The organism is Leptolyngbya sp. FACHB-541 (genome assembly GCF_014695875.1).
Taxonomy (GTDB): domain Bacteria; phylum Cyanobacteriota; class Cyanobacteriia; order Elainellales; family Elainellaceae; genus JAAUTN01.
Genome location: NZ_JACJPC010000027.1, coordinates 27,463 through 43,423, shown reverse-complemented (window position 1 = coordinate 43,423; position 15,961 = coordinate 27,463). Strand labels below are relative to the sequence as shown.

Here is a 15,961-nt window from a genome sequence, read left to right as displayed (position 1 = left end):
GGGCGATCGCTCCTTTCCTGGTCGATACAGTCGGCACGTATTGCGATTGTTTGGCACACTGTATCCCACAATAGGTGGAAGGATTCAAACTATTTAGCTTCAGCAACGTCTTATGCAGAATAAGCGCTAAATTTCCGATGTTATGCTGAATCATTCTGCCTATTTCCCCACTGTGGGATCTTAGGCAGAAACGTTCTGTCTAAGAATAGTTAGACAGCTTAAGTTCTGGTAAGGATAGTGGCTAAGGTTGTCTGTAGTATGCTTAGGGGTTTGCATTGGGTAGATTTTTTTCTTTACCATGAGGATAGTAATACTAATGGGCGGCAAACTTAGTTTTTTCGAGGATTATCAATGGACTGGAATCCATTGGCAAAAATAGAACTTCGAGATGTTTTCTACTTAACTTCATTAGTTATATCTGCTATTTCTCTATTTATCTCCGGTTATTGGAACAGTTTAAGGGGAGCAAAATTCACAACTGTAGCTCCTCGTTTTGTCATCTACCTTTATGTCATAGATAAGCAAGACTTTCTTATCTTGCCAATAACAATTGCAAATGTTGGTGCCCAGATTGGAGTTGTTGATTCTCTGTATCTCAAAGTAACTAAATCAGCATACGAGAACGAACCAGTTTTCTATGCTGTCTCAGACGGAGAGGGGCTTGAGGAATTTTTTAAGCATGTTCCACTAACAGATATACCCTATGCAATACCGTTCACTGAACCTAGTTTAGGAGATTTGCCTCGTCCATTTGTACTTAAGCCAGGAGAGAGCCAAACAAAATATTTATCTTTTATTGCTCCTACAGATTGGGACTTATCTTTGTCCATTAAAAAACTTACTGTCTACGGCAATATTAGTGCTAAGAAGAAACCACAAAAGCTTCTAGAACAAGGGTTCAAAATTCAAAATCTTCCAACTACAACAAGCTATGCACAGGGCTTTAACCTTGTACCAAGCCAAACCCTCACATTGGGTAAGTTTCCAGAACTAAACGGTCAGTGATTGGATGACAATATCAGTAGCTACAGTGGACAGTTGAGAGGTGCTGGTGTTGAGTTTAAGGTTGTCTGCTGCCGCTGATTTGAGTGCGATCGCCGATCTTGTAAGGTTCGTTCCTTAATGCAACTCTTGTTGCTCTACCGATAGATTTCTGGGAACGCACCATGCTCATGCTTGAAGCAAGCGATCGCATTCTAACAACACCCATGCACGCCGATTGTCGAGAAGTTATCTGTTGAAAATTAAAAGTTAGCTACAGCGGGTGATCGGCGATCTTATGCTGCCACGCGCAGCTTGGTTGCATCTAGCATACTGCAAACGATGATACTGTTTGATATAGACGAAACATTGGTCAATCACAAGCAAGCTCAGATTTGTGCGGCTCGCTTGTTCCTCAGCCAATTCAACCATTTGCTGCCTCATTCAGAAGATGAGTTCTGTGCATTGTGGGATTCAGTTCTGCTAAAGTACTTTGGCGCTTTCACCAGGGGTGAAATCTCATTTTTAGAGCATCGCCGCCGTCGCATCCGAGAACTTTTTACAGAAGTTGATCCTATCCTTTCGGATTCTGAAGCCGATGCGCGTTTTGAGATTTATTTGCGGAGTTATGAGGATAGTTGGACATTGTTTGATGATGTTTTGCCTTGCCTTTCCGCTTTATCGGGTCACAGGTTGGGCATCATCTCAAACGGAAATACAGACCAACAGAAATTGAAACTACATCGTTTGGGATTAGAAAGCAGGTTCGAGTTCGTCATTATTTCGGAAGAGGTTGGAGTTGCCAAACCCAAACCGCAAATCTTTCTGGAAGCGTGCCGCAGAGCATCGCTCAAACCGCAAGATTGTGTTTATGTGGGCGACAACTTGGAAGTTGATATTTTGGGAAGCCAATCTGTTGGCATGAGGGCGATATGGCTGAACCGAACGGAAACATTGAGTACTCAAGTCAACGTGGTTGAGATAAACAGCCTGTTAAAGTTACCAACAGCGGTTTAACAAGAATCTAATGACGACGATTTACCACATCACCACAGAGCGCCAGTGGCACGACGCCAAACGTCAAGGACAATACGAGGCTGCGTTTTTTCGGTCAGAAGGTTTTATTCACTGTTCTGATGCTAACCAGGTGGTTCGAGTTGCTAATCATCTCTTCAGAAACATGCAAGGTTTGATCCTTCTGCACATCGAGACTGAACTGCTACACCCCCGTCTCGTTTACGAGAACCTAGAAGGAGGAAGCGAGCTTTTCCCTCATGTCTACGGTCCTATTAATTTGGATGCGATCGCTCGTATTTCTTCGTTTGAGCCAGGACCCGACGGAACCTTTGATCATTCTGTGGGCATTGAGTTCGCTTAATTTAATAATCGGGCTTGCTTTTGCCAAACGATTAAATCAACGTCTTACGTAGGCAACCAGGGAAACACCCAAAACTACTAATACAACACCTGCAATGCGGGTTGGGCTTGCAGCATATCGGGTCAACCCGATCGCACCATAGTGGTCTAAGAAAAGTGCTGCAATCATTTGACCAGCGATCGTGAGTGCAAGGGCAAGAGCGGCTCCAATTTTGGGCGTTGCGAAAATTGTTGACCAGACATAAAACGTGCCTAAACATCCACCAATCCACATCCACCAGGAAGTCTGAGTCAGAGCAGCGGCAGCAGGAAGGGGATATCGTGCAACGAAACAGATCACAAGTGATGCTAAAGCACCTGCAAGATAGGAAATAAATGTAACCTGCATCGGTTCCCCTACATAGCGCCGCAGTAAGGTATTTAAGGCAACTTGAACCGGAAGAACCGCCCCACCTGCTAGGGCAGCTAAAAGATAAATCGTCCGTTCATTCATGGGTGAAAATCCTTAGTTATCTCGAAGGCAAGATACTTGATGCCAAGATTGTAGCAAAATATCTTGATGTTAAGATAGTTGATGTCGAGAATTCAGTTGAGTAAGCAGCAGAATGAAGCACGATCTAGTCGATGCGATTTTGGCTCAATGGCAGAAAGAACGCCCTGATCTGGACGTATCCCCTATGGGCATCATCGGCAGAATGGGGCGGCTCTCGAAATACCTAGATCGAGGAATTCAAGAGACGTTCTCAGAGTTTGGCTTACATTCTGGAGAATTTGATGTGCTGGCGACTTTGCGGCGTTCTGGTCAGCCATATCAGCTTTCACCGACGGAGCTATTCAACACTCTAATGGTTTCGTCAGGGACGATGACCCATCGGATTGACCGCCTGGAACAGGCTGATCTCGTGAAGCGTATTCCTGATCCGGGCGATCGCCGAGGAACGTTAATTCAGTTAACCCGCAAAGGGTTTGACCTGATTGAAAGAGCAGTTGAGGCTCACGTCGCCAATGAACATTGTCTCCTCAACGGGTTAAAGGAATCAGAACGAAAAGAACTCGCTCAATTGCTGCGTAAGCTGCTCATTTCGTTTGAGGAGTGATCAAAAAATGGGAGAAGGTTTTGCCCTCTCCCATTTTTTCTCCTATGAAGCAGCTTGTTAAAACTGCATCAGGCAGGTTTGATCGTCATCACACCGTAAGCTTCAGGTGAAAGGTACTGCTGTGCCGCAGTTTGCAACTCTGCTGCATTGATCACCTGAATGCGGGCAGGATAGTTGAGTGCGGGGGTGAGGTCGCCTACAACAGACTGATAGTAGCCGTAAAGTCCAGCGCGATCGCCTGGTGTCTCATTGGCAAAAACATATCGGTTAGCAACTAGGGTGCGGATTCTGGCAATCTCACTTTCGTTAATCGGCTCTGTCTGAACGGTGCGGATGTGTTGGGCGATCGCCTGCTCCACAGTCTCCAGGTTCTCGACCGGAAGCTGAGCCGAGATATAGAAAAGCCCCTGCTGCGTGTAGGTCATGTTGCTGACTGAGATGTTAGTGACTAACTCTCTTTCTTCGCGCAAATCTCGGAATAGACGGGCTGTGCGTCCCTGTCCTAAAACGGAAGCGAGAATATCTAACGCATAGGTTTCCTGGAGATTCACCGTACCAGGAACACGCCATACCATGACCAGACGCGCCTGTTGCAGACTGCTATCAACATATTCCTGGCGCTGAATGGTGGAGAAAGCAGATTCGGGAGTTGTGTTGGGAAGCGTTGGAAGGTGGTCGCTTGCCGTCTCAGAGCGGGTTTCTGCTTTAGCAAAGCTCTCTGCAACTGTCTGAATCAGTTCCTCAACGGGCAAGTTGCCGACCGCTACAGCCGTAATGGACTGCGGCTGATACCAGGTTGAGTGAAAATCGCGCATTTGCTGCGGGGTCAGTTGCTCAACCACAGCCGTAGGTCCCAATACGGGACGGCGATAAGGCAACCGCTCAAAGCCAAGATCCATCGAACGGTAGAAGGTGCGACGACGCGGATTGTCATTGGCGCGGCGGATTTCTTCTAAAATGACAAACCTTTCTCGCTCAAACGCTTCATCGGGAATTGCCGCATTCATCACCACCTCAACTTGAAGGGGAGCTAGTTCGGCAAAATCTTTAGGCGCAGTGGTGATGTAGTAGTGGGTGTAGTCTTGACTGGTAGCAGCATTGGTGACAGCGCCTCGCTGCTCAATCAAGCGTTCAAACTCACCGCTTTCCAGGTGAGCCGTTCCCTTAAAAATCATGTGTTCTAAGAAGTGAGCCATGCCGTTGATCGAGTCAGACTCTACCGCTGAGCCAATTCCTAGCCACAGGCTAAGGTTGACTGCTTCGACGGGCATCCGCTCAGCAACAATGGTTAAACCATTAGGTAAGCGATGCAGGGTAGGGGCATTTAGCCGGGGAACAGCAGCAGACTGGAATAGGGCTTGGGTCATGAGGTTTTTCTAGCTTGACCGTTTCTTCATCTATCTTAATCGTCATTGCTAAAAGTCGGGGTTCCGCCTGGACAATTCACTATTCCTTTACAAGAAATTCCTGTCAAATGGCTACTTCAGACAGCCGCCCTGCCCTAATTTTCACCCTGTCAAAATGAGTGGAAGAATTAAAAGTGAGTTTACAGCTTTTATACTTCCATATCTTAAAGTTCCTCTGCTTGAAATCTGCTCTCCATTGTCTTTGCGCTCGGTCAGAGCAAAAGAATTTTTACCGCCTATAGCCGTTGGACAACTAGGGACGGTATTGTTTTGGTGAGTTCTATAGGTATTGCGATCGCCACCCAGGACATTAACGCTGCGAAACTAGAGTAACCCGTTCGCTTACACGCTAATGCCTGCCCCTTCCCTAACTACGGCACACTTGGAAGAACTGTAACGGTAATCTCGGTGGATGCGATCGCCCCTCGCACTAAGTTCAGCAGCGCCAGCATCAGGCAGTCCTGAACCAGCATTCACTACAAACTTCTTGTGAAGTGACGATTCAACCGGAGAAGACCGTTCTAACGACTGGCAATCGCCAGTGTCAGCTACAGGCAAGTATGGAAGCAGAGGCAAATATTATTGCTCGCCAAGAGAGCTTTTTGCAGTTTGCTCTAAGGAAAACCAGACTAGTTACAAATCTATAACTTTGTCCTTGGTTATTTGTTTTTTGTCATCTGCAGTTAACTCTGTAGTCAACTTCTCACAAATGACAAATAGCCAATGACTCAGGACTAATGATCGAGGACTGCTAACTATCAGTCCTTTTTCTCGGTCTTGTTATCCTGTTCTTGCTGAGCTTCTATCTCTTTCTCTATCTCTTTTAGAGCTTTGTAAATGCAGAGCTTAGATAGCTCCAGAGTGCTGACGCTGTCAGGAATTTTTGTCATGGCGAAGGAGTAAATTCATCTCTTTTCGTAGAGTAACAAGTCCAGTAAATTTCTTTCCGTAGGTATATAAATCTGAAACAATTCTTCAAAAACCTCCTCATCAGGAGCTAAAAATGCTAAGCGGGGCGAACATATGTTCGCCCCTGCGCAAGTTCTACCCTTCCTCGGAAATCTGCTTAATTTCCTTCTGCGGGTTGTGTTGATTCAGCTGCAGGTGGACTAACTGCGGGGGCACTCGCCTCAGGTTCACTTGATTCAGGCGGATTTGCTGCAGGTGGATTTGCTGCGGGTGGACTCGCTTCAGGTTCCGCGGCACCCGATCCACTCGTATCAGGTGGCGCTGTGGAGGGTGAAGGTGAATTTGTAGGAGGTGGTTCGTCGGGCTGCGATCGCCATTCCTCTAACGGACGATTCACTGCATTCTCAAAGTCTGGAGAAACCTGTAAGACGCTGATTTCTGGCGCGTCGGCTGTTTGCTCTGAATTCCCTTCCTCAGTCGCTGGTTCAGGCTCGGAGTCAGCTTCTGGATCAGCCTGAGCGTAAATCGCACTATTGTCAAAGTTGGCGCTACCCAAAATCAACTGGTGGGTTTCCTGGTTGTCCAGCACGACATTAATCGTTGCTGTCGGTTCATCCAGACCAAATTCTGCTGCATCGGTAGCAGGGACAGTGAGAATGATATCGCTTTCCCCAGTCGCCAACAAATTCAGCAAATAGGCAACAGAGGCATCACTCGCCAGACCAGATTCCGGCTGCTGCATTTGCCATTGCCCTGCATCATCTTTCTCAAAAGACAGGGTTCGTTCTGGCGTTTCTACCGTGAAGGACTGCACCTGGTCTTCTTCAAATTCAAAGATGCTACCGTCTGCCCCTTCTGTCGCTTCTGGGTCGGAGGAATTGCGGGTTTCGGTGAAATAAACAACTCCACCTAGAATGGCGGCGATCGCCACCAGTGCCAGAGTAGTCGGCTTAAACTTCATTTGCGCTAACTCCTTATCGCCGTCGTAGCCAAACTAAAATTGCCGCCCCAAAGCCCAACACAGGCAAAATCACCAGTGCGGTCAGGGCTGAGGTGATCTGCTGTCGAGGTGTCATGATGATGCGGCGATTGGTTGCCTCTTTGGGACGAATGGAAAGCACCTGAGTATCTTGCTGGCTTAGCCAGTTTACCGAGTTGAGAAACACATCGCCATTGAGCTGCTGCTCAAACAGTCCGTCTGTCGCAAAGCTAGAGTTGCCAATCACAACTAGTCTGGTTTCCGATGCGGTTTCATCGTCCTCCGCTTCAGTGGCTTCATCTGCGTCTGGAGATGCTGACGCTTCAGGTGAAGGGGATGGTGTAGGAGATGCTGATGCTTCAGGTGAGGGAGATGGCGCAGGGCTGGGGCTTGCTTCTGCTTGTGGTGCTTCGTCGGGTACAGGACGGCTCAGCGCTACACCCAACGTCAGTGAACCTTGCGGCGGAAGATTGGGGTCAAAGTTTAGCTCACCACTTTCGGGAATAGGCTTTGCTTGGACGCGATCGCCCGTTAGCAGCAGCGGTGAGGCTTCTACTTCTGAGGTTTCAGTTACGCCAATCGGTCGAGCCAGCGGATAGAAGGAAATGCCATCGCCAAACTCTTCTGTAATTGGGTGAACACCGTATTGTGTAACGATGGTGACTGCTGCATTCACTCCGGCTGTCTGTCCGTTGGGGTCAATAATCAGGCGATCGTCCAGGCTGATGCCCCAGTCTTGCAGCAGTGCCCCTAAACCCGGATCGGTGTCGGGGTCGAGCATCAACAGCAGTCCGCTTTTGCGCTGAAGATAGTTTCGCAGGGCGGTGACTTCTGGTGGTAGTAGTGCTCGCTGGGGTCCAGCCAATACTAAAACCGTTGTGTCTTCAGGAATGTCTGGATTTTCAGCTAGGTTCAGCGGTTCGGCAACAAAGTTTTCATCCCCCAGACTGCCCAGAGCTTGAGAGAAGCTACCCTGCCCCGGCTCCAGTGCTCGCTCTCCATGTCCCTGAAGGAAATAAACCTTGGGTTGGCGATCGCTGGCGATTTGCCCAACTGCATTGGTAATTCTGCGTTCTGACAGTGGCTCTTGAGCAATCTGCTGAAGGAATGTCCGATTTTCGCCTCTTTCCAGATAGACCTCACCCGCCTGCTGTACCCCAAAATCTCGTGCTAATCCCGGTCGTGCCTGAGGGTCAACATACTCAAAGCTAAACTGATTGCTCTGCCGCTGATAGTTTTCGAGCAGCCTGCGATCGTTTGGGTTCGGCGTAATGGCAAACACCCACACTTTGACGGGCTGTTCCAGGTTTTGCAAAACCTCCTGGGTCTGGGGTGAGAGCGTAAATAGCTGATTTTCCGTCAGGTCAACCTGCTTAGAGTAGCGCACACCCAGGAAGTTAATCAGTCCCAAGATCACCAAAACCGCCAGGGTTGCAGCTAGGGCGTTGGTGCCAGCTTGAGTCGAACGGCTACCCAAAAATCCTTTCAGGACAGTGGGTTCAGAAAACAGCCAAATCACTGAAATGATAACTCCAGCCATAATCAAAGCTAGAGGTAAAGGACCCCAACTTCCAGCAACCACTCCGGCTGAAAGCCCCATGATGATCAGTATTGGACCTAGCCAAAACAGATATTTAATGTATTTCCATTTAATGGCAGTTTTCATGGGAATGAAGGGGATTAGGAGTTAGGAATTGAGGATTAGGAGAATCCAGATTGGATTAGATTGTCCAGCTAGGGGTAGGGGCGTAGCATTCGGGCGGTGACTTGTGGCTCTCCAGAGACTTTCTGCCGAATGCTACGCCCTTACGAGGACAATTTGTTATCTAAACAGTTTCTACGAGCGCTGGAACCGGAAGGTTTCAATCGACTGAGCAGTAAGAAAGATCCCTAGCAGAATATAGCTAGCAAACAGAATCAACCCACTGGTGTTGACAGTGCCCTGAATCAGGTCGGTATAGTGTTTCAGGAGAGAAAGATGTCCTAAGGCTTCTCCTGCCCAACCGCTGAGGCTTCCGGCGATCGACTCAACAATCCACAAAAACAAGATCAGCGTAAAAGTGAGAATTGCAGCCAAAATGGTGCTGTCAGTGAGCGAAGAGACAAACATGCCCAGGGATAACACTCCAGCTGCAAGTAGAATCAAACCTGCGTGACCCAACAGCATGACGGTAGGCTGAACGGGCGGGTCGGCAGCGCTAAGGGCGATCGACTCGTAGACCAGCAGCGGCAGCACCATTGTGATAAAGAAAGTCAGCACGCCCAGCAGTTTACCCAGTGCCACGGCCCAGTTTGTGATCGGGGAAGTAGCAAGCAATTCCAGGGTGCCGCGCTTGCGTTCTTCGGCATACAGCCCCATCGAGAGCATTGGCAGCAAAAACAGGGAGAGTGAACCTAGTACTCCTAAATAAGCATTGAGGAATTCATAGGCAACATCGACTGGTTCGGTTACACCCATCTGATCGCGAAGGGCAATTTGAGCGATTAACCCCTGAGGGCTAAGCATTAATATCGCAAAAAATATACCGCTGAGCAGCCAAAACACCCCTGCGATGATGTAGGCAAAGGGGGAAGCAAAATAGCTTTGCAGCTCTTTACGGTAGATCGCCAAAACGTTTCCTAAGATGACACGCATCTAAGCTGCTTCTCCTTCTGATGAATTTCCTGATGGCTGTGAGGAGCCTGTCACCTCTGATGGGTCTGATTCTGTGAGTTCTGGTTCTGGCAAGCTTGCGTCTGGTGTTTTCTCTTCAGTAGTGAGTTCCAGGAACACATCTTCCAGGCTGACCTGAACCCGTTTCATTTCATAGAGTCCCAGCCCAGTCCCAACGATCGCCGCTGCAACATCTCGCCCCGGATCGGCTTCGGGTGTGGAAGTGATACGAATTTTGTAATGATTTTCGGGCAGCATTTCGGCGGCGATCGCTTCTACAGCCTGAACTCCGGGTAAGGTCTGCAACCGCTGCTGCACAGCCTCAAAATTACCTTCGACCTCTAGCTCATAGCCTGCACCACCTCTGAGTTGCGCGACCAGTTGGTCAGGGGTGTTGGTCGCAACGACGCGCCCCCTGTTGATGATGGCGACGCGGCTACAGGTCATGCTGACCTCTGGCAAAATGTGGGTCGAGAGGATAATCGTGTGATCTCCTGCCAGACTTTTGATCAGATTGCGAACATCAATAATTTGGCGTGGGTCAAGCCCGACGGTCGGTTCATCCAAAATGATGGCGGGTGGATCGTGAACGATCGCCTGAGCAATTCCTACCCGTTGCCGAAAGCCCTTGGACAGTTTGCGAATTAAGACGTTACGCTTTTCCTGGAGGTTGCAGCGAGATAGGGCAGACTGGACTCGGTTGGAGCGATCGCCTGCCGCCACGCCTTTCAGCCGCGCCACAAAATACAAAAATCCCTCAACGGTCATGTCGGGGTAAAGCGGTGGCGTTTCTGGCAAATAGCCAATTCGCTTGCGGACTGCCATCGAGTCTTCATGCACATCAAACCCGGCAACCTTAGCTGTACCACCCGTTGCAGGCAAATATCCGGTCAAAATTCGCATGGTCGTGGTCTTTCCGGCTCCGTTGGGGCCAAGAAATCCCAAAATTTCCCCTGGCTCTACCGCAAACGTGACATCCTGGATCGCTGGGGTCGAGCCATAGACCTTACTCAAATGCTCAACTTCAATCATTTAATTTTTTACTCCAGGGTGCTTTTCATTTCACCGACCCTAATCTAACCCGCTGCAACTTAATCAAGTTGATTCAACATCATAGATTACCAGAATCAGTTGTAGCTAAAATGACAAAGATATTGCTGGGATATGAGGAGCTGATCAAGGTTGATTTTTTATGTGCTAAATACATAAAAAATCAACCTTGATCAGCTCCTTTCTTCTAAACCATCCCCCATCGATCCAACAAAAACGCATACTCAAAAGCAATTTCCTTGAGTCGCTCGTAGCGTCCGGATGCACCACCATGACCTGCACCCATGTTGGTTTTGAGCAGCAGAATGTTTTTGTCGGTTTTGAGCGATCGCAACTTTGCCGTCCACTTGGCGGGTTCCCAGTACTGCACACGGGAGTCATTTAAGCCAGCAGTGATCAGCAAATGCGGATAATCCTTTGCCTCGACGTTGTCATAAGGCGAATAGGACTTCATGTAGTCGTAGTAGGCTTTGTCGTTGGGGTTGCCCCACTCTTCCCATTCCAACGCCGAGAGCGGCAGGGACGTATCCAAAATGGTGGTGACCACATCCACAAAGGGAACGTGAGCCACCACGATATTAAACAGTTCAGGGCGGGCGTTAATCACGGCTCCCATCAGTAAGCCACCTGCACTGCCACCAGAGATAGCGAGGCGATCGCTCGATGTCCAGCCTTCTGCAACCACGTGCTCGGCACAGGCAATGAAGTCGGTAAAAGTATTCTTCTTTTTCAAAAACTTGCCGTCTTCGTACCACGTGCGCCCCATTTCAGCACCGCCGCGAATGTGGGCGATCGCCATCACCACGCCCCGATCTAACAGTGACAGCCGACTGGACGAAAACGACACTGGGTAGCTAAAGCCATAGGAGCCGTAGCCCGTCAGCAGGAATGGGTTTGCGCCATTCTTCTCAATCCCTTTTTTGCAAACAATCGAGATTGGAACTTGAGTGCCATCCGCAGCAGTTGCAGTGATGCGTTCGCTCACATACTGGGTTTTGTCATAGCCACCCAAAACGGGAGTTTCCTTCTTTAGCTCCCGTTCTCGTGTTTCCATGTTGTAGTCATAGACCGAGTTAGGAGTCACCAGAGAGGTGTAGCTAAATCGCAGAATTGTCGTGTTAAATTCTGGGTTGCCGCCAGGGGAAACGTCGTAGGTCGGCTCTGGGAATTCAATATCATGTTCATCACCTGTGGAAAGCTGACGAACACGAATTGTCGGTAAGCCTGCCGCTTGCTCATAAATCACCAGATGGTCCGCAAAGGCACTCACACCGGATATCATCACGTCTTCGCGATGGGGAATCACCGTCTGCCAATTTTCCTTGGCGGGTGCATCTACCGGAGCTTTCATCAGCTTGAAGTTGATCGCATTGTCGTTAGTGACAATGTAAAAGGAGTCGTTGTGATGTTCAATGCCATACTCCATCCCGGGCGATCGCGGATGAATCAACCGAAACTCATCCGTCGGATTGTTAGCTTCCAGGTAATGCACTTCTGAAGTAATTTTGCTCTCCAGGTGCAGCAAAATGTAAGCTTCGCTGCGGGTCTTACCGACCCCCAGAAAGTACGAATCGTCGGCTTCGTGGTGGATCAGCGCATCCTCCGCCGTGTTGTTGCCCACCTCATGTCGAAACAGCTTAAACGGACGATTGGTCGCGTCTACTTGCGTATAAAATACGGTCTTGCTGTCATTCGCCCAGGCAAAAGCAGGCGAAGTTTCGGTAATGCCTTCTGGGAACAACTGGCGAGTTTCCAGATCCATGAAAAATAGCGTGTAGCGTTCTGACCCGCTGGTATCGACGGAATATGCTAGTAGCTGATGGTCAGGGCTAACCTGCAATAAACCAAGCTGAAAAAACTCATGCTCTGCGGCAAGTTGGTTTTGGTCAAGCAGCACTTCTTCGGGTGCGTCGAGGCTACCTCGTTTGCGGCAGTAAATCGAGTAAGCTTTACCTTCTTCAGTGCGCGAATAGTAGTAGAAATCGCCTTTGCGATAGGGCACTGATAGGTCGGTTTCTTGAATTCGAGCCAGCATTTCCTGGTACAGCATGGTTTGCAGTTCTTCCGTGTGCTGCATCACGGATTGGGTGTAGGCATTTTCTGCTTCTAGGTAAGCAATTACTTTGGGATCTTGGCGATCGCGCATCCAAAAATAATCGTCATGCCGTTGATCCCCATGCAGATCATGCACATAAGGCTGCTTTTCTGCTGCGGGAGGAAATGTTTTCTCTAAGGAAATTGCTCGATTCATGTTAGGTAGAAACCTCCTGTGCAGTTGCCGTAAATGAACTCTAATCGATTAGCTGTATGAATAGCCTGAATCGCTTCTTAAATTATGGCGATCTCAAGTTTGCCTTGATTGGAAAGGAATAGGAGTTGTGAGTTTTAGGAAAGAAGAGCGATTACCCCAAAGGGGGAACTGCTTCGCACCGCCAGACGCAAAAAAACAGCCTCGCCCTAACGGATCGAGGAGGCAAACAAATTCTATAGATGCAACACCCTGCCTGCCCTATCTGAGGAATAGTTAAAGTACTTTAAGAGTTGTAAAGACTGCTCCCATTCCTCAGTGTTTTCTTCCCGCAAAACCGCGAAGACCGTTTGAAAACTCTAACAATAATTTTACGGCTGTACGCCATTCGCTAGGCGAAGTTCAGGGTAATTTCTTGCCCAAAATAGAAATTGCATTGCATTTTTCCTGAACCGGCAGGTTTTGCCTGCTAGAGTAATCTGAGCATAGACTCTAAAATATTTAGCATCTGGATAACACGTACAGATTTCAAGAAATCTGTCGTGTAGCGGCTGCCGCAAGATTTACAGTTAAACGACCCTTTTCAAAGATTGAGTTATGAAAAGTAAGATTGCCCTCAGTCTAGTATCCCTTCCCAGTTTGACTGGGGCGATGCTGTCTTTGCTAGTAGTAACGAATTCGGCTCATGCAGGTGTACTTGTTGCTGCTGAGTCGGTTGAGCCTGTGACGTGCCGCCCCTCCCAACTGCAGCCTAATCAGTTTAGCTGCACACGGGTAGCTCCAGCGCAACACGTTGCTAGCCTTGCGGCTCCTGTCAATATTCCGGTTGTTGGTCCAGCGCAAACTGGCGATTCGGTTCAGGCTGCGGCTCCAATCGCTCCAACGTTTACTAATGCCTCAGTTAGCGACGACTCCAGAGTTTACGAGAATCCAAATGCTGAGTATCCCATGCTGGCATTTAGCGAGGCAGAAAGCGATGCAGCCGTTGCTCTGTTTGGTTGTGACTGCCCCGCCTGCATGAACTCTCTGCGACAATTGCGAAACCTGGCTCCCGTCACAACCGATGGTCGCGATGCATGCTGGACAGTCGTTCAGCGTCAGTTTCGCCGCGATCCGGCGGAGGTAATTGAGGCCCTGTCAGCTGCTGAAAGCAATCAAACAGACTTCTATTTTGAGCTAGAAGCGGTGAACTAACCCAGTCCTTTTGCTTGGCTAAGTTGTGACCAGATCAGCAGTTCGCCGTTTTGTCCTCCGGCGGCTAGTTTTTGACCGCTGGGTTGCCATGCCAGACAAGAGAATCCCTGAGGTGCTCCTTCTAGGATTTGGACAACTTTTGAGGCTTGTTGCCATAACCCGATCCAACCGTCGTTAGCAGCAGATGTCAGTAGTGCGGTGCCCGGTTGAAAGGCGATCGCCTGCACCGTTCCCTCATGCAAATTCAGTACATTTGCGCCCCAGCCAACTGACTCATCGGGATGTTTTGCCCAGACGATTAGTCCTTCTTGACTGCTGGTCACCAACAGTGGTGCACCTGTTTTAGTTAACAGGTCTGACCAGGCAAGCTGCCGCACTTTACCCGGAAAGCCCTGCATCTGCCAGGGATAGGGATTGCCCCATTGCCAGACCAGCAATGTTCGATCCATGTTGCCGGATGCTAGATATTCTCCGTTAGGCGACCAAGCGATCGCCACGCTTGCGGCTATCAGTTCCCAGGTAGTTGGGTCGCTGTGCCAAGCTTCACGGTTCCAGGTCTTGACAGCTCGATGTCCTGCCGCTGCCAAAAATTCACCCTGGGGATGCCACACTAGATCCAAAACAGACGATGCCTCAAAGTTTAAGGTAGCCGTAACTTTGCCAGCTTCCACATCCCAAATTTGGACATCGCGTCCTAGACTGAACGCTAGCTCGTTGTGTTTAGGATTCCAGGCGAGGTGATCGATCCAAACCGGGGGGTTTTCAATCGTCGTGATTAATGTGAAATCTCCAGCTTCAATCTGCCAGATTTTGACCCATCCCTCTTGCCCGCCTGTTGCTAAAAATTGACCGTCTGAAGAGAAACCCAGGCAGTTGAGCGATCGCCCATTGCCCGTTTGTATAGACCGGAGCGATCGCGTCTCAATATCTACGATTACAACCTCTCCAGCAGCAGAACTAGCGGCAAGAATTTGACCGTTGGGCGACCAGGCGATCGCTGTCACGTAGTCATTTAGATTGCCTTGCCAGAACGGTTCTACAAGCTGACGATTAGCTGCACCTACATTAGACACGCCCGGAAATCCTCTCTCAGTTTGGTTTCGTCCAGGTTGCGACCGATGAAAACTAGTTCATTCTTGCGAAGTTCATTGGGCTTCCAGGGGCGATCGGGTCTGCCGTCAAAAATCATGTGTACGCCTTGAAATACAAACCGCTGGTCAGAACCCGCCAGATTCAAAATTCCCTTCATCCGAAAAATATCAGGACCCTGGGTTTGTAGCAATTGGCTGATCCAGGCTTGCAGCTTTTCGCCGTTAATTGCACCCGACTCAACCAGCGCGATCGAAGTAACCGTTTCGTCGTGCTCGTGGGCATCTTCATTGAGAAACTGCGGATCAATTTCTAGTGCCCGCTGAAGGTCAAATGCACCTACACCTAAGACGGAATCCATTTCAACCGAGCAGTTTTGGGTGTGATAGATTTTGGCGATCGCATTCATTCCCCGAATTCGCTGCTCCAACTCCTGCAGTTGGGCTGGCTCAACCAGATCAGTTTTGTTGAGCAAAATCACATCGGCAAAGGCAATTTGCTCTTGTGCTTCGCTGCTGTCCCAATGCTCCCAAATGTGCTTAGTGTCAACTACCGTCACAACAGCATCTAACTGCATTTGAGAATTGACATCTTCGTCTACGAAAAAGGTTTGAATCACGGGAGCGGGATCAGCTAATCCAGTCGTTTCAATCACCAGATGATCAAACTTGTCGCGTCGCCGCATTAAATTGCCGATGATGCGAATCAGATCGCCTCTCACCGTGCAGCAGATGCAGCCGTTGTTCATCTCAAAGATTTCTTCATCGGCATCGATCACTAGCTGGTTGTCAATGCCCACTTCGCCAAACTCATTCACGATCACTGCCACTTTTTTGCCGTGTTCGTGAGTCAGAATGCGGTTTAGCAGCGTTGTTTTTCCTGCTCCCAGGTATCCAGTCAACACGGTTACAGGAACGGCTTCGATGGAGGAGTTGACCATAGCTCAAACCTTTTTGTTAATCAAAAATGATAATTGTT

Annotated in this window: 15 protein-coding genes; 5 read left to right on the top strand and 10 right to left on the bottom strand. The window is 49.0% G+C overall.

Going from position 1 to position 15,961, the window contains the following annotated elements; genetic code table 11:
- Positions 1-351 precede the first annotated feature (351 nt).
- From H6G00_RS03675 to H6G00_RS03665, 3 genes are all read left to right on the top strand, one after another.
- On the top strand, positions 352-1,005 hold the full coding sequence (locus H6G00_RS03675; protein WP_190642198.1) for a hypothetical protein: 654 nt from the start codon (positions 352-354) through the stop codon (positions 1,003-1,005).
- Between the two features lie 318 nt (positions 1,006-1,323).
- Positions 1,324-1,998, top strand: coding sequence for an HAD family hydrolase (locus H6G00_RS03670; RefSeq protein WP_190795674.1), 675 nt, complete (start codon positions 1,324-1,326; stop codon positions 1,996-1,998).
- A gap of 10 nt (positions 1,999-2,008) precedes the next feature.
- A complete protein-coding gene (locus H6G00_RS03665) occupies positions 2,009-2,359 on the top strand; it encodes a DUF952 domain-containing protein (protein WP_190795673.1) in 351 nt (116 codons plus the stop codon).
- A 36-nt stretch (positions 2,360-2,395) separates the two neighbouring features.
- On the opposite strand, the gene H6G00_RS03660 is transcribed toward H6G00_RS03665, so the two are convergent.
- Positions 2,396-2,851 (bottom strand): DMT family transporter, encoded by a 456-nt coding sequence (locus H6G00_RS03660; protein ID WP_190642193.1) that lies wholly within the window; start codon positions 2,849-2,851, stop codon positions 2,396-2,398.
- A 112-nt stretch (positions 2,852-2,963) separates the two neighbouring features.
- Here H6G00_RS03660 and H6G00_RS03655 point away from each other — a divergent pair, with 112 nt between their 5' ends.
- Positions 2,964-3,455, top strand: a complete 492-nt coding sequence (locus H6G00_RS03655; protein WP_190795672.1) for a MarR family transcriptional regulator — start codon at positions 2,964-2,966, stop codon at positions 3,453-3,455.
- A gap of 68 nt (positions 3,456-3,523) precedes the next feature.
- Here the strand turns inward: H6G00_RS03655 and H6G00_RS03650 are convergent, their stop codons facing one another.
- The 7 genes from H6G00_RS03650 to H6G00_RS03620 form a co-directional block, all read right to left on the bottom strand.
- Positions 3,524-4,822, bottom strand: a complete 1,299-nt coding sequence (locus H6G00_RS03650) for a pitrilysin family protein (protein WP_190795671.1) — start codon at positions 4,820-4,822, stop codon at positions 3,524-3,526.
- 381 nt (positions 4,823-5,203) lie between these two features.
- Positions 5,204-5,437: a hypothetical protein gene (locus tag H6G00_RS03645; protein WP_190795670.1), complete on the bottom strand. Its 234-nt coding sequence runs from the start codon at positions 5,435-5,437 to the stop codon at positions 5,204-5,206.
- Between the two features lie 490 nt (positions 5,438-5,927).
- Entirely contained in the window at positions 5,928-6,731 is an 804-nt protein-coding gene (locus H6G00_RS03640) for a DUF4340 domain-containing protein (RefSeq protein ID WP_190795669.1), read from the bottom strand.
- A gap of 13 nt (positions 6,732-6,744) precedes the next feature.
- Positions 6,745-8,415 (bottom strand): Gldg family protein, encoded by a 1,671-nt coding sequence (locus tag H6G00_RS03635; protein WP_190795668.1) that lies wholly within the window; start codon positions 8,413-8,415, stop codon positions 6,745-6,747.
- A gap of 171 nt (positions 8,416-8,586) precedes the next feature.
- On the bottom strand, positions 8,587-9,384 hold the full coding sequence (locus tag H6G00_RS03630) for an ABC transporter permease (protein WP_190642187.1): 798 nt from the start codon (positions 9,382-9,384) through the stop codon (positions 8,587-8,589).
- The gene (locus tag H6G00_RS03625; protein WP_190795667.1) at positions 9,385-10,434 is read right to left on the bottom strand and encodes an ABC transporter ATP-binding protein; all 1,050 of its coding nucleotides are present in this window, start codon (positions 10,432-10,434) and stop codon (positions 9,385-9,387) included. It lies immediately after the preceding gene.
- A 205-nt stretch (positions 10,435-10,639) separates the two neighbouring features.
- Positions 10,640-12,703 (bottom strand): S9 family peptidase, encoded by a 2,064-nt coding sequence (locus tag H6G00_RS03620; RefSeq protein WP_190795666.1) that lies wholly within the window; start codon positions 12,701-12,703, stop codon positions 10,640-10,642.
- A gap of 594 nt (positions 12,704-13,297) precedes the next feature.
- Here H6G00_RS03620 and H6G00_RS03615 point away from each other — a divergent pair.
- On the top strand, positions 13,298-13,894 hold the full coding sequence (locus H6G00_RS03615) for a hypothetical protein (protein ID WP_190795817.1): 597 nt from the start codon (positions 13,298-13,300) through the stop codon (positions 13,892-13,894).
- Here the strand turns inward: H6G00_RS03615 and H6G00_RS36525 are convergent.
- Positions 13,891-14,967, bottom strand: a complete 1,077-nt coding sequence (locus H6G00_RS36525; protein ID WP_190795665.1) for a hypothetical protein — start codon at positions 14,965-14,967, stop codon at positions 13,891-13,893. The two genes, H6G00_RS03615 and H6G00_RS36525, sit on opposite strands and share 4 nt — an antisense overlap.
- Positions 14,955-15,923 carry a GTP-binding protein gene (locus H6G00_RS03605; protein ID WP_190795664.1) on the bottom strand — a complete coding sequence of 323 codons (969 nt, stop codon included), beginning with the start codon at positions 15,921-15,923 and terminating at the stop codon, positions 14,955-14,957. Before H6G00_RS03605 ends, H6G00_RS36525 begins: the two co-directional genes overlap by 13 nt.
- Positions 15,924-15,961 lie beyond the last annotated feature (38 nt).

What these genes read in the sequence shown, in the direction of transcription:
- H6G00_RS03675 (WP_190642198.1), top strand. Translation starts at nt 352, where the DNA reads ATGGACTGGAATCCATTGGCAAAAATAGAACTTCGAGATGTTTTCTAC.
- H6G00_RS03670 (WP_190795674.1), top strand. Translation starts at nt 1,324, where the DNA reads ATGATACTGTTTGATATAGACGAAACATTGGTCAATCACAAGCAAGCT.
- H6G00_RS03665 (WP_190795673.1), top strand. Translation starts at nt 2,009, where the DNA reads ATGACGACGATTTACCACATCACCACAGAGCGCCAGTGGCACGACGCC.
- H6G00_RS03660 (WP_190642193.1), bottom strand. Translation starts at nt 2,851, where the DNA reads ATGAATGAACGGACGATTTATCTTTTAGCTGCCCTAGCAGGTGGGGCG.
- H6G00_RS03655 (WP_190795672.1), top strand. Translation starts at nt 2,964, where the DNA reads ATGAAGCACGATCTAGTCGATGCGATTTTGGCTCAATGGCAGAAAGAA.
- H6G00_RS03650 (WP_190795671.1), bottom strand. Translation starts at nt 4,822, where the DNA reads ATGACCCAAGCCCTATTCCAGTCTGCTGCTGTTCCCCGGCTAAATGCC.
- H6G00_RS03640 (WP_190795669.1), bottom strand. Translation starts at nt 6,731, where the DNA reads ATGAAGTTTAAGCCGACTACTCTGGCACTGGTGGCGATCGCCGCCATT.
- H6G00_RS03635 (WP_190795668.1), bottom strand. Translation starts at nt 8,415, where the DNA reads ATGAAAACTGCCATTAAATGGAAATACATTAAATATCTGTTTTGGCTA.
- H6G00_RS03630 (WP_190642187.1), bottom strand. Translation starts at nt 9,384, where the DNA reads ATGCGTGTCATCTTAGGAAACGTTTTGGCGATCTACCGTAAAGAGCTG.
- H6G00_RS03625 (WP_190795667.1), bottom strand. Translation starts at nt 10,434, where the DNA reads ATGATTGAAGTTGAGCATTTGAGTAAGGTCTATGGCTCGACCCCAGCG.
- H6G00_RS03620 (WP_190795666.1), bottom strand. Translation starts at nt 12,703, where the DNA reads ATGAATCGAGCAATTTCCTTAGAGAAAACATTTCCTCCCGCAGCAGAA.
- H6G00_RS03615 (WP_190795817.1), top strand. Translation starts at nt 13,298, where the DNA reads ATGAAAAGTAAGATTGCCCTCAGTCTAGTATCCCTTCCCAGTTTGACT.
- H6G00_RS03605 (WP_190795664.1), bottom strand. Translation starts at nt 15,923, where the DNA reads ATGGTCAACTCCTCCATCGAAGCCGTTCCTGTAACCGTGTTGACTGGA.